The 12726-nt window shown below is 65.7% G+C and carries 13 protein-coding genes; 9 read left to right on the top strand and 4 right to left on the bottom strand.

Going from position 1 to position 12726, the window contains the following annotated elements; all coding sequences use genetic code 11:
- The first annotated feature begins 545 nt into the window (after positions 1–545).
- The gene (locus NTW26_10020) at positions 546–1172 is read left to right on the top strand and encodes a V-type ATP synthase subunit D (protein ID MCX7022587.1); all 627 of its coding nucleotides are present in this window, start codon (positions 546–548) and stop codon (positions 1170–1172) included.
- A 135-nt stretch (positions 1173–1307) separates the two neighbouring features.
- Here the strand turns inward: NTW26_10020 and NTW26_10015 are convergent, their stop codons facing one another.
- Positions 1308–3128: a VWA domain-containing protein gene (locus NTW26_10015; protein ID MCX7022586.1), complete on the bottom strand. Its 1821-nt coding sequence runs from the start codon at positions 3126–3128 to the stop codon at positions 1308–1310.
- A gap of 121 nt (positions 3129–3249) precedes the next feature.
- Between NTW26_10015 and NTW26_10010 the strand changes: the two genes are divergently transcribed.
- The 8 genes from NTW26_10010 (at position 3250) to NTW26_09975 (ending at position 9562) form a co-directional block, all read left to right on the top strand.
- Positions 3250–4077, top strand: a complete 828-nt coding sequence (locus tag NTW26_10010; protein ID MCX7022585.1) for an acyl-CoA dehydratase activase — start codon at positions 3250–3252, stop codon at positions 4075–4077.
- A complete protein-coding gene (locus tag NTW26_10005) occupies positions 4074–4982 on the top strand; it encodes a hypothetical protein (protein ID MCX7022584.1) in 909 nt (302 codons plus the stop codon). The genes NTW26_10010 and NTW26_10005 overlap by 4 nt, the downstream gene beginning before the upstream one ends.
- 4 nt (positions 4983–4986) lie before the next feature.
- The gene (locus NTW26_10000; GenBank protein ID MCX7022583.1) at positions 4987–5727 is read left to right on the top strand and encodes a class I SAM-dependent methyltransferase; all 741 of its coding nucleotides are present in this window, start codon (positions 4987–4989) and stop codon (positions 5725–5727) included.
- A complete protein-coding gene (locus NTW26_09995; protein ID MCX7022582.1) occupies positions 5724–6494 on the top strand; it encodes a ParA family protein in 771 nt (256 codons plus the stop codon). Before NTW26_10000 ends, NTW26_09995 begins: the two co-directional genes overlap by 4 nt.
- Positions 6491–7474, top strand: a complete 984-nt coding sequence (locus tag NTW26_09990; protein ID MCX7022581.1) for a ParB/RepB/Spo0J family partition protein — start codon at positions 6491–6493, stop codon at positions 7472–7474. Before NTW26_09995 ends, NTW26_09990 begins: the two co-directional genes overlap by 4 nt.
- Before the next feature lie 393 nt (positions 7475–7867).
- Positions 7868–8437, top strand: a complete 570-nt coding sequence (locus NTW26_09985) for a M23 family metallopeptidase (GenBank protein ID MCX7022580.1) — start codon at positions 7868–7870, stop codon at positions 8435–8437.
- 45 nt (positions 8438–8482) lie between these two features.
- A complete protein-coding gene (locus NTW26_09980) occupies positions 8483–8977 on the top strand; it encodes a polymer-forming cytoskeletal protein (GenBank protein MCX7022579.1) in 495 nt (164 codons plus the stop codon).
- 66 nt (positions 8978–9043) lie between these two features.
- Complete coding sequence (locus NTW26_09975; GenBank protein MCX7022578.1) at positions 9044–9562, top strand: hypothetical protein; 519 nt, start codon at positions 9044–9046, stop codon at positions 9560–9562.
- A gap of 59 nt (positions 9563–9621) precedes the next feature.
- Here NTW26_09975 and NTW26_09970 read toward each other — a convergent pair whose 3' ends face one another.
- The 3 genes from NTW26_09970 to NTW26_09960 form a co-directional block, all read right to left on the bottom strand.
- Entirely contained in the window at positions 9622–10605 is a 984-nt protein-coding gene (locus NTW26_09970; GenBank protein MCX7022577.1) for a hypothetical protein, read from the bottom strand.
- Positions 10584–12050: an MATE family efflux transporter gene (locus tag NTW26_09965; GenBank protein ID MCX7022576.1), complete on the bottom strand. Its 1467-nt coding sequence runs from the start codon at positions 12048–12050 to the stop codon at positions 10584–10586. The genes NTW26_09970 and NTW26_09965 overlap by 22 nt, the downstream gene beginning before the upstream one ends.
- A 106-nt stretch (positions 12051–12156) precedes the next feature.
- The coding region (locus tag NTW26_09960; GenBank protein ID MCX7022575.1) for a tRNA (N(6)-L-threonylcarbamoyladenosine(37)-C(2))-methylthiotransferase MtaB at positions 12157–12726 on the bottom strand (570 nt) is incomplete at its 5' end.

Genomic DNA, 12726 nt, shown 5'->3' with positions numbered 1-12726 from the left:
CATCTCAATCGGCGCGATGTAGGGCGGCCCCTCTGCGGGCCGCCGCGGGCGGGTCAGGAGACCCGCCCCTACGAAAAACTATCTACGCCATACGTAGGGCGGCAACTCCGTGTGCCGCCCGGTTTCATAATTGAAAATAGGGCGGGGTACGGAGCCCCCGCCCTACATCCCGGTATTAATAGTGAAAAGTGGCCGGCCAAAATACCGGCCCCTCCGTTTGAGCAGACCAAACCGGGTTACGACCCAGGAGAATCCGCCATCCTCTTCAAAAGGGGCCGGTTAAGAACCGGCCCCTTTGGGGGGAGTAGGCCGAACCATCCGGGGCTTTCCTTGGGGGGAGGAGGAGAGACGGTTCAGCCTACAGAAGGGAAATGATAGTGCCACGGAGGGGAAATGGTCAAGAAAAAAGTGGGGGGTGGAGAGTCCTTGACCGTCGTCGGGGCAAACCTCTATAATCTCTCCCGAGGCAAGGGTTTTTGTCAGAGGCATAGCTCGCTTCGCTCGGTTAAACCCCTTGTCCCCAGAACCCCTGGAAGGGGTGCCCCGTGATTCTGGACGTCAACGCCACCCGCATGGAGCTGATGCGGCTGAAGAAGCGCCTCGTGATAGCGCGGCGCGGCCACAAGCTCCTCAAGGACAAGCAGGATGAACTCCTGCGGCGTTTCTTCGCGCTCATCGAGCGTGCCAAGGGCCTGCGCCTTCAGGTGGAGGAAGAGCTCCGGCTGGCCATGACCGGCTTCGTCATCGCCCGGGCGCTCATGGACGAGCAGACCACAGCCACGGCCCTGGCGCTGCCCAAGGTCACCGGCGAGGTGAAAACCGCCACCCGCCAGGTGATGAACCTCAAGGTGCCGTCCCTGGAGGTGACCCTGGAGGGTAACGCGCTGGCCTACGGGCTGGCGACGACGCCGCCGGAGCTGGACCTGGCGGTGGAGGGCTTTCGCGGGGTGCTGCCCCGGCTCTTGAACCTGGCCGAGTTGGAGAACTCCATCGAGATGCTGGCCCGGGAGATTCAGCTCACCCGGCAGCGGGTCAACGCCCTGGAATACATCTTGATCCCGAACCTGGAGGAGACCATCCGCTACATCGGGCTCAAGCTGGGAGAGAGGGAGCGGGGGACGCTGACGCGGCTGATGAAGGTCAAAGAGATGCTGGAGGCCGAGCAGGAGTAGGGTGAGTCAAGGTACCAGGTCACCGCCGACCCCCCGGTCAGTGCCGGAACGCTAAAGGTCCGGCGGGGATAGGGTGAAGTCAAGGGATGAAAAAAACGGCCGGAAACCGGCCGCTTTTTTTATCGGGAATGGGCGCTATTCCGTGTACTCGATGGCCATAATTTCAGCCTCGAAGGACCACTGGTTCTCGTCGCCCAGGCCGTTGTTCATGTAGTAGGTGGGGTCCTCCTCGAGGTCGGCCAGGGAGCGCTGGGTCATGGTCGGGGCGTCCGCGGAGCTGTCCAATACGGTGAGGCTTCCGGAGCGGAAAGCCATGGGGGCTTCCGCGCCCTCCTCACCCGAGGTGTCCTTGACGCCGGCGGCCAGCCAGACGGTCTCGCCCGTCCCGGCGGCCTCCTCGAGGCGGGCCAGCTGGCGGGAGTCGGTGACCGGAATCCAGTAAACTTGATCGCCCTGGCGGACCTGGATGCGCGCCTGGGTGTGGCCCATGTCGTAAGTGACGCCGCTGCGGCTGGCCACGTTGGACTGGACCACCTGGGTGACCAGCTTGTCGAGGTTGTTGTCCACACTCGTCTCGGTGCCGGATACATCGCCGGTGTACGCTCTCTCGGCGGCCGTGGTCTCGGCCCGATCGCGGGTGTCGTCGGAGACGGAGGTCGGGGAGGCTGTTACTCCTCCCACGGCGCCGCCCGAGTGGTACGCCTCGGTATCCTTGTCCACCTCGCCCGCCGCGATGGCCTCCTCGGCCACGGTGGCCCGAGCCACGCCAACGTCGAACACCGAGGTGTCTTCGTCTATGACGCCCGAATCCGCGAGCTCACGGTGGACCGCCTCCTCGTCGTACACGTGGTCGCCCTCGTAGATGTAGCTCGCCACGCGGCCCGAGTCGTCCACGTAGGTCTTGCGGTAGGACAGGTACTCGAAGGATCCGTTGGTGCCGAAGGCCACCTGTTTGAAGGAGTTCTCGCCGTAGGCGCTCAGGCCGGAGCAGCCGATGGCGAAGATGGAGATGCCCCGGTCGTTGGCGTCATCCACGGCGTCGTCCAGGGTGTAGTACTCGTCGGAGTACTCGTGGGGACCGGCGTCGCCCAAGAGGAAGGCGAGCTTGGTCACCTCGTGGTTGGAGTCCCAGGAGAGATCGTTGATGCCGTCGTCCATGGCGCGGAAAACGCTCTCCTCTTCGTCGCCGCCGCCGCCGGCGTAGATGGCGTCTATGACCTCCTGGACGGCGAGGATGTCGTAGGTGAAGTCGGTGAGTTGGGTCACGTACTCGTCGCCGCGGTCACGGTACACGACGATGGCGAAGCGCACCGCGGGGGACGGGGTGCCCTGGGCGATGTTCACGGCGATCTTACGCATCTCCTGCTTGACAACCTCGATCTCATCACCCATGGAGCCGGTGGTATCCACGAAGAAGGCCACGTCCACTCGCGGCGCGTCAGAGTTCGGGTCCACGAAGACCACCGGGGTGTACCCCTTGCCGTACCGCAGGGAGCGGATTTTATCCACGAGCTGGCGGGAGACCAGGTCCACCATCTCGAAAACGCCGCCGGTATCGGTCGTCTCGGCCCGCACGCCGCCGGCCACCTCCCCCGACTCCACGAAGAGAACCTGGGCGTCCAGCCGCATGCACCCCTCGACCACCGTCAGGGAGCCCATGACCATCAGGTCCAGGCCGAGGATGCGGCCCAGCTCGACGGCGGTTCCGGGGTCGGTGACGCCGGAACCCGACAGGGAGTGCTCGGCCAGAACCTGATCCAGCCGCTCCCGCTCGACGACGGTCATGTCGGGCTGGTTGGCCAGATCGGTCATCAGCATCTCGGCCATGCCGGTGGATAGGTAGTCGTAGGTGTCGTCCGGCGCGGCGACGTCGAAGTAGAGCACGCCTATCCGCACGCCGGCCAGAACCGGCAGGGCCAGGAAGCCGAGAAGCACAAATAAAAGAGCGTTACGCATGGTTCCTCCTGAGCTTTACGAAAGGGATGAGGGATTAAATAGCTACGCCATATCGTCCCGGTGGGTTCCAGATGCATCCCGCAGCTTACCCTGAACAGGGGTAGTATGTTAATCTACCAACGTGCCCGTAAGCAATACCCAGGCGACGGCAGTTTTCCATCTCGGGGTGGACATCGGCTCCACGACCTCCAAGGCTGTCGCTCTGGCGGGCGGTAAGATAATCGGCCGGTCCCTGAGACCCACCGGCGAGGATTTCGCATCCGCCGCACGGGACGTCATCGCCGACGCGGCGGTCGGGAGGCCTGGCTTCACCGTGGGCACCGGGTACGGCAGGCGGCTGGTTCCCGGGGCCGATCGGACGCTGACCGAGATAACCTGCCTCGCTCTGGGAGCCCGGGCCCTCGACCGTGACGCGGCGGCCTGCCTGGACATCTGCGGACAGGACGCCAAGTTCCTCTGGCTGACGCCCGACGGCCGTCCGGCGGGGTTCGCGCTGAACGATCGCTGCGCCGCCGGAACGGGGAGATTCCTCGAGCTGGCGGCGGCGAGGATAGGGCTCCGGCTCGAAGAGTGGGAAACGGTCGGGCTCGACGAGGCGGAGGGGCTGGTTCTCTCGGCGACCTGCGGCGTCTTCGCCGAGAGCGAGCTGGTGGGGCACCTGGCGTCCGGGATGAGCCCGCGCGCCCTGGCCGCTGCGGCGGCGCTCTCCATCACGGCGCGCGTCGTCCCCCTGGCGGCTCTGGCCGGACGACCGGGGATGCCTGGGAACGGCGGGTTGGTCCTGGCGGGCGGCGTGTCCAACAACGCTCTGGTCGTGGCGGCGCTCCGGGAAGCCTTCGCCACTCTGGGGCTGCCGGTGCGTGTGCTGCCTGAACCGAGCTACGCGGTCGCGTACGGCGCGGCCCTGGCCGCGGCGAAACTCTTCTCCACCGGGAAGGAGCCGGAGTGAAAAAACTGTTCATCCCCCTGTCCCTCGCCCTGGTAGCAATCGTGGGCTGCGGACCCAGCGTCAACCCCTACCTCCAATTGGCGGGGAAGATAGTCTACGCCACGGCGTACGAGGGCGGAATACACGTCATGCGGATCGACCCCCAGGGCGAGAACCGGGAGGTGCTCACCGATAAAGAGACCCTCCGCGGCGCCAGCTCCATCTCAGACGCCTGCATACTCCCCGACGGGGAAAGATTCGTGGCCGTGGCCAACATCTACGGGAACTACGAACTGGTGCTGGTCGAACCCGGGCCCGAACCCAAGATCACCCAGCTCACCCACGACAAGGCGCGGGACATCTCCCCCTCGGTGACCCCCGACGGGCGGTACGTCGTGTACGCCTCCGATCCCAGCGGCGACCTGGAGATATACAAGCTCGACCTGGAAAACCTGGACCAGGAACCGGAGCGCCTGACCCACTCCAAGTCCAACGACACCGATCCGGTGGTCCGGCCCGACGGGCGCTTCGTCGCCTTCGCGAGCGATCAGCCGGGCGCCTACGATCTCTACGCCGTGGACATGACCGGCGTGGAACCGCTGCGGCGCCTGACCGACGAGGAAGGCGACGTTTCCAAACCCAGCTTCTCGGCCGACGGGAAGTACGTCATCTACGAAACGATGATTAACGGGAACCCCGAGATAGCCTACTGCAACTTCGACTCCCCCACCGAGCACGGTACGGTCATCGAGAACGAAGAGTGGAACGTGTACTCGCCCTGCTTCTCCCCCGACGGGGAGTACATCTGCGTCGTGAGCGACCAGGAGGGCACCAGCGACCTGTGTATTTTCACCTTCGGGGGGGACTTCATTCGCCGGGTGACGAACACCCCGGAGTTCGAGACCGACGTGTCCTGGACACGGTGATGCGGTGGACTTTTCGACCCCAGATGTGCTAGACTCGCCGCGTTTCAGCCGCGCCCTCGAGGTTGTCGAGAGCGTGATGCCCGTTCCTTCGTCGGCGACACTCGTTGAATTCCTGGAACTCATCGTCCGGTGGAACCGCCGGATCAATCTGGTCTCCCGCACAAGCGATCCCGCTGATCTCCTCGCCGACGCCCTGGTTGACGCCGCCGCGCTGACCCGGATTATAGAGGCCGGCTACGGAACCGAGCGAAGCGAGCGAAGCGAGCTATGCCCCGGGCAAACCGAGCTACGCCCCCGGCGAACCGAGTTATGCCCCCGGCAAACGGTGGCTGACCTCGGAGCCGGGGCCGGACTCGTATCCGTTGCCCTCGCCCTCCTGGCACCCGGTTTAGACCTGGTGCTGGTCGAGTCCAACACGCGCAAGGCCGGCTTCCTGCGACGGGTGGCGGCGCTCCTGGCCGACCGGGGGACCGGCGGCTTCGAGGTCGAGAACGCCCGTCTGGAGGAACTCGAGGAAGGTCCGCGTAGACATCGTCTCTGGCGGGCCGCCTTCTCCCGGGCCGTCTGGCCTCCCGAGGAGGGGTGGAGGAAGGCGGCTCCCCATCTGACGACGGGGGGCCTCTACATCGCCCTCACCGGACCGGGCACGACCGCGCCCGAGGGGTGGAGCCGGGCGAACTACGCCGAGCTCTTCCCCCATCCCGAGGATTACAGCCCGCGCAGACTCCTGTGGCGGAGTAAATGAGCCGACGGATAGCCATCGCCAACCAGAAGGGCGGTGTGGGCAAAACCACCACCGCCATCAACCTCGGGGCCTCCCTGGCCGCCGCGGGACGGCGCGTGCTCATCGTGGACGTTGACCCCCAGGGGAACGCCGCCTCGGGGCTGGGCGTATTCGAGAGGGATTCCAGGCCCACCGTTCTCGACGCTCTTCTAAACCGTGTCGACCTGGAGGAGACGATCCGGCCCACAGACTCCGAATACCTCTTCATCTCCCCCAGCGTCCCCGAGATGATCGGCCTCGAGCGCGACCTCTTGCACGCGAAAGACGCGCCCTACCGGCTCTCCAAAGCGGTGAACCGGCTCACAAATTTCGACTTCGTTATCTTCGACTGCCCCCCGTCCCTGGGCATTCTGACCCTCAACGCCCTGTTGGCGGCGCAGAGCATCCTTATCCCGGTCCAGGCCGAGTACTACGCCCTGGAGGGCCTGACCCAGCTCCTGCGGGCGGTGGAGTACGTTCAGAAGCGCCTCGGCCACCCCCTGGAGATAGAGGGCTTTTTGCTGACGATGGGGGATTCGAGAACCCGCCTCTCCACCGATGTGGAGGCCGAGGTTCGCCGGCACTTCAAGGACAAGGTTTACCAGACCGTAATCCCGCGCAACGTGCGGCTTTCCGAGGCGCCGAGCCGCGGGATGCCGGTCATCGAGTACGCCCTCGCCAGCAAGGGGGCCCAGAGCTACATCGCGCTGGCCCAGGAGCTGATGCTTCAACCGACAGGGGCGCGATGAGCCCCCGGGATCCCAGGCGCGGGCTGGCCCGCGGGCTGGACGACCTCCTGGGCAACCTGGCCGATACGACCCCGGGACGGCGAGCCGTGCCGGCCGAGGGGGAGGTTGAGCTCGACCGTATCGAGCCGAATCCCCTCCAGCCGCGCCGGTACTTCCCCCCCGAGAGCCTGGAGGGGCTGGCGGCCTCTATCCGAGCCCAGGGCATCCTCCAGCCGATTTTGGTCCGGCCAAAGGCCGGTGAGGAGGGCCGTTATCAGGTCATCGCCGGCGAGAGGCGCCTGAGAGCCGCCAAGATGGCCGGGCTCGAGCGGGTTCCGATCATCGTCCGCGCCGTGGACGATCGCAACGCGCTCACCCTGACTCTGTTGGAGAACCTCCAGCGGGAGGACCTGCGGCCCATCGAGCTGGCCCAGGGGTTGAAGGAGCTGATCGAGCGGTTCGGCCTCACCCAGGCCGAGTTGGGGCGGGGGCTCGGTGTCTCCCGGGAGCAAGTCTCCAACACCCTGAGACTTTTAAAGCTGCCGGAGAAGGTCCGGGAATTACTGGACGCGGGGCTCATCACCCCGGGGCACGGGAGGCTCCTGGCCTCCCTGGAACCCCCCGAGGTGGCGCAGGCCCTGGGTGAGCTGGTCGTGGAAAGGGACCTGACGGTCCGCGAACTGGAGATGCTCATCGCCGATCAGGCGGCGGCCGAACCGAGCGAACCGAGCGAAGCGAGCTACGCCCCCGGCGAAACCCCGACCGAGCCCGGAAGCGGGGAAGGTGGAACAAGGGGTTTAAACCCCTTGTCTAAGACCCGGCGGGAAACTAAGAGGGACCCCGACCTCGTCCTCTTCGAGGAAGAGCTGCAGCGCCGGATCGGCACACAGGTGAAAATTCGCCACCTCAAGACGGGGCGCGGGCGGATAATCATCGAGTACTACTCCCCCGACGAGCTGGCGGGGATCATCGAAAAGCTGACCGGCCGGTCCCCCGGCTAAGAGGCGACCGGCTCCGCAAACAAACGCACATCCCGGACGCTCGCGCGCGCGTTGACCACATTGGGCAAAAAACAGCCAGAGTGGGAAATCCACATCATCCCCCGTTCGACGGGGAGGCACAGGATTTTCCGGCTCACCGAGCTAAAGAGGAGGGCCCTTATAATCGGCGCCTCCCTGGTGAGCCTGATCGCCTTCGCCGCCATCGTCATCACCGTTCTTCTATCCTTCGGGATAACACTGGGGATGGACCAGTTCAATTTCGTCGAGCTCAAACGCCTGCGGGTCGAGAACGAAGATCTCCGGAAGGAGCTGTCGCTGGTCGAGGACCTCGAGCGGGAGATGACCCTGGGCGAGGAGATAGTCAGCCGCCTGCGCGGTATGCTGGGAATTGACATGGCCGAGGAGCGGCGGGCGGAGGCGGAGAGGATACTCACCTCGGCGGTGCCTTACGTGCCCGGCGAGGAGCCGGAAGCGCTCGATCTCTCCGAGAGACTCAAGGGCACATTCCCGACCGGTCCGGCGGCGCGGCTCACCGAAGGGAGGACCAGCGAACTGGCGGCTTACGTGGCCCGGGCGGCGGTACAGGGGCTGTCCACGCCCCAGGGCTGGCCGCTGCGGGGCTGGATAACGCGGGGATTCGTTCCCGCCGGGGATGACAAGCACGCCGGAATAGACCTCGCCTGCGACGAGGGGAGACAGGTCTCCGCCACGGCGGCCGGAGTGGTCGTCTTCGCCGGAGAGGACAGGCATTACGGACTGAAGGTCGTCATCAGCCACGACTCCGGGTACACCACCACCTACGGCCACAACTCCAAGCTCCTGGTCAAGGTCGGAGATAAGGTTGTGAGGGGTCAGCACATTGCGCTCTCCGGAAATACAGGAGCCAGCACGAGCCCCCACCTGCACTACGAGATACGGCGGGACGACATCCCCATAGATCCCACGCCGTTTTTAGAGGAATAGTCTTTTCAACAAGTTACGGCAGCCATCCCAGTAAAGCGAGGCCTGATGACCAAAGAAGAGAAAAAGTTCGACCGCGGATCCTCCGGCGTGCACTCCATCGTCGGCGAGGGCACCATCTTCGAGGGCAACATCTCCGTCCAGGGCAGCCTCCGCATTGACGGCATCTTCAAGGGCACCATCAAGTGCGACGCCTTCTACGTGGGCCGCTCCGCCGAGGTCACGGCCGAGGTGGAGGCCAACCGCAGCGTCATCGGTGGGAAGATCCACGGCAACCTCGTCTCGCCCATGTCCGCCGAGATCGAGGAGACCGCCGAGATAATCGGCGACGTTCGCACCGAGTCGCTGACCATCGCGGAGAAGGCTATCGTCCATGGTTTCATAGACATGGGCAAGTCCGAGGGGTACAAGAACCGCCTCGCTTCTCTGGTCAACCTGGCGAAACCGGGTGGCGGCGGCGGAGAGAAGGGCAAGGTCGAACCGAAGCCGGAGCCCAGGCCCGAGTCGAACTTCCCCCACCGGCCGCCTGAGCAGAAAAGGTAGCGCGAGCTTGACCACGGAAAGGAACCTGTGGGGCCGTGTTTTCACGCGCCCCGGTGGTGATGCGGGATGCGAAGGATTATCGCCTGCGTAATCATCCTGGCCCTCCTCACCCCCGTGACGGCGGGGAGGAGAACCGGCCTCGAGCTGAAGGGCGGCGTCATGCTGAATGTCGTCCAGGCCTTTAACGGCTTCCTCAACATCGGTCCCCGCGCGGACGTCGGCTATTACGACCACTGGTTCTACGTCGGCGGGCGCGTCTCGTACCTCTACTCCGACATCCACGACGGTTGGAACCTGCGTGCCGGGGTCTTCACGGGTTGGCGCTCCAACTTCACCCTGCACGAGCTTTACGTCACCGCCCTCCTGGGCGCCGAATACCAACAGGCCCCCTGGGACGCCCTCACCACGGGGGAAGGTTTCGGACCCTCCGGCGTCTTCTCCATCACCTTCGAGCCGGGGATCACCGCCCGCGTCACCGATTGGCTTTCGTTCCACATCGAAGTGCCCATCGCCTTCCCCCTGGGTCATGATGGGCTGGACCCCGACGTGAAGGGCTTCCTCTTCGTGAACGTCTACTGTCTTTGATGGAATCGCTTACGAAAGAAGGATGGCCCGGCCATCCTTTTTTTATCGCGCGACGCCCGTCAGAGGGCGGGGGGCTCGTCGAAGGGCAGGGGTACGGCGGGATACCCGGCGAGGCCCGGCTTTCCCCGCAGGAGACGGAAATTCCTCGCCTCGCCGAAGCGCACCCCAAGGCGGCGCTCGATCCACTCCAGCGCGCGCCGACCCAACGTATCAGTATAGGGGCCGGATAACCGAGCGCAGCGAGCTATGCCCCCGGCAAAAAGCGATGTTCGCGCGGCGGCGACACGCGCCGACATCGGCGCCGGATGGGTCCCGGTGAAGGGGACGATGTAGCGCGAGTTTTTATAAACCGGCTCGTCGGGTCCGGTGAGTTGCCCCTCAAGCTGAGTGTCGTCGTCCACGTAGAGCTGAGTGAAGCTCCGCTGCTTGACGCGGAAGGACCCCTCGGGGCGGGCCCAGCCGTAGTGGAATACCTCCGCGTCGGCGGCCCAGACCACCCCCGGCTTCCGTCCGTTGGGGAAGCGGAAGCCCATGGCGTCGCCCCAGGATTTCAGCCCTATGCCGAGCCGGATCACCCGCACCTCGCGGCGGTACCACTTCCGCCCGGTGTGGATGGTGCCGTAGCCACCGTAGAAGTGGCGGAAGCGGAACAGGAGCCCTTGGACTTCATAGTCGGCCAGGTGGTGCTCCATGCAGGCGCGCACGGCCGGGTGGTAGCGTTCGTGTATCGCCTCGTCGGCCTGGACGTAAAGGCCCCAGTCGCCGGTGCAGCGCTCCAGGGCGATGTCGGTCAGCCGGGCCAGGATTCGGCCTCCGGTGCGCAGCGATTCATCCCAGGGCGCCTCGGTGATTACCACGCGCGGGTCGGCGAGCTCGGCTCGGAGAAAATCCAGCGTGCCGTCGGTGGAACGGGCGACCACCAGCTGGAACTCGTCGGTGAGCGGCAGGACGCTCCGCACCGCCTCCACGACGGGGTAGTCGTTCTCCAGGGCGTTGCGGACGAAGCTGAAACCGCAGACCCTCACACCTTCAACCGCTTCCATTTGCCGCCGGCAAACCGCCAATAGGACAGCCCGGCGCGGATGTAGAACGCCAGTACCGACAGGGCCCAGAACCCGACGATCCCCCACTTGAACACGTACACGGCCAGAAGGGAGAAGGGGATACGCAGCCCCCAGAAGCCGATGGCGGCCAAGGCCAGGGTCCAGCGCGTGTCGCCCGCCCCGCGCAGGCCGCCGGTCAGGGTCGTCATGATGGCCAGCGCCGGCTGCTCGAGGGCGGCGATGGTGATGAGCATCGCGCCGGTGGAAAGCACCTGGCCCGAAGGCGCCGGTGGGAAGAGGGCGGGCACCTTCTCGAACCAGCCCTGCCCGGAGTGCACCATGGCCGCGGCGCCGGTGTGCAAGAGCTTGAACCCGGTCGCGCTCTCGTCTATGAAGACCCCCACAAGGTCGCGGGCGAAGAGCGCGAAGACCACCCCCATCGCGCCCATGAGGACCATGGCGACGATGACCGAACGCCAGCCCGCCTTCTCCGCCAGCTCCGGCTCCCCCGCGCCCAGGTACTGCCCCACCAGGGTCGTGGAGGCCAGCGCCAGCCCCCAGCCCGGCATGAAGGAAAGGCTCTCCACCTGGATGCCGACCTGGTTGGCCGCCAGAGCCACCGTCCCCAACTGGCTCACGATCCAGACGGAGACCATCTGCCCCACGCGGAAAACGCCCTGCTCGAACATGGCCGGCGTGCCGACGTGGAAGATGCGGCGGACGGCGGACCAGTCCGGTCGCACCGTTTCGGTGACCTTCAGCCGCTCCTTGGTGAACCCGAAGTAGAGGATGACCACCGTGGCGACCCCGGCGACGGTCATGGAGAGCGAGGAGCCGAGGGCGGCCCCGGCGACCCCCATGGGCTCGATGGGACCGAGGCCGTAGATGAAGACGTAGTTGAAGGCGACGTTCAAGAGGTTGGCGATGAGGGTGATGACCAGGGGCCGGACGTTGTCGCCGAAGCCGCGCATCACCGACGCGCCCACCATGGTCACCACCCACGGCAGGCCGGCGTAGCACAGGATGCGCATGTACGAGGCGGCGTCGGCCATCACCGACGGCTCGGCCTTGTAGAGCGAGAGAAGCAGGGGGAGGAGGAAGGGGCCTATCACGGAGAGGAAGAGGCCGAAGCCGAGGGCCACAAGCATGGACTGGCCGCCGATGAACCGCGCCCCGTCACGGTCGCGACGGCCCCACAGGCGCGCCACCACCGCCGTGGTCCCCACCCCAACACTGGTCAGGAGGAAGAGAACCGGCCAGACCACGCCGCCGCCGAGGGCCACCGACGCCACGCCGTTCTTCCCAAGCGCCTGGCCGATCATGATGGTGTCAACGACGCCCACCATGGTCTGCAGGACCATCTCCCCCACGGCGGGGAGCGCCAGGCGTAAGATGTTCCCGTTCAGGTGCCGGGCGTCGAGGATGAGGTTCTCTTCGCGGACCACGGCCTTACCTTTGGCGGATCGGTCGAGCGGGTTTTAAAAGAACGGCGGAGCCGCGGACGAGACGACGGAGATTGAGAGTCGCTTCGTTGTTTTCGACTCCGTCGCCCTAGGGCACAACCTCCAGATACCGGACCAGCACTGTGGCCGGGCCGTGGTCGGGACGGGTGAGAGACAGGTCGGGGTGGAGGCCGACTACCTCCCCCGAAATCATCCGCCCGCCGAGGCCCTCCGGCGCGTCCACCAGCTCGCCGCGCAGGTAGTTGCCGGTGACGCCCACCTGCCTCCCGGATGGACCCCTCCGCCGCTCGACCAGCAGCCGGACGCGGGCGCCGATATTTTCCTCGGCGAAATTATACGCCAACTCGGCCGATAGAGACCGAAGGACGCGGGAGCGTTCTTTCTTCACCAGGGGCGGGACGCAGTCGGTGAAGCCTTCCGCCGCCGTCCCCGGCCGGGGGGAGAAGCTGAAGACGAGGAGGTAGCTCGCGGTTTTTTCGACGGCCTCCACCGTCCGGGCGAAATCGGCCTCGGTTTCGCCGGGGAAGCCGACCATGACGTCGAATCCAAGCCCCAGTCGCGGGATGCGCCCCTTCGCGAAGAGGATATTCTCCCGGGCGCGCACGGCGGTGTACGGCCGGTTCATCCGTTTCAAAACGCCGTCGGCTCCGGACTGGAG

Source organism: bacterium (assembly GCA_026398675.1).
Taxonomy (GTDB): domain Bacteria; phylum RBG-13-66-14; class RBG-13-66-14; order RBG-13-66-14; family RBG-13-66-14; genus RBG-13-66-14.
The sequence above is the reverse complement of the archived record's forward strand: the minus strand, read 5'-3'. Positions and strand labels throughout refer to the sequence as shown.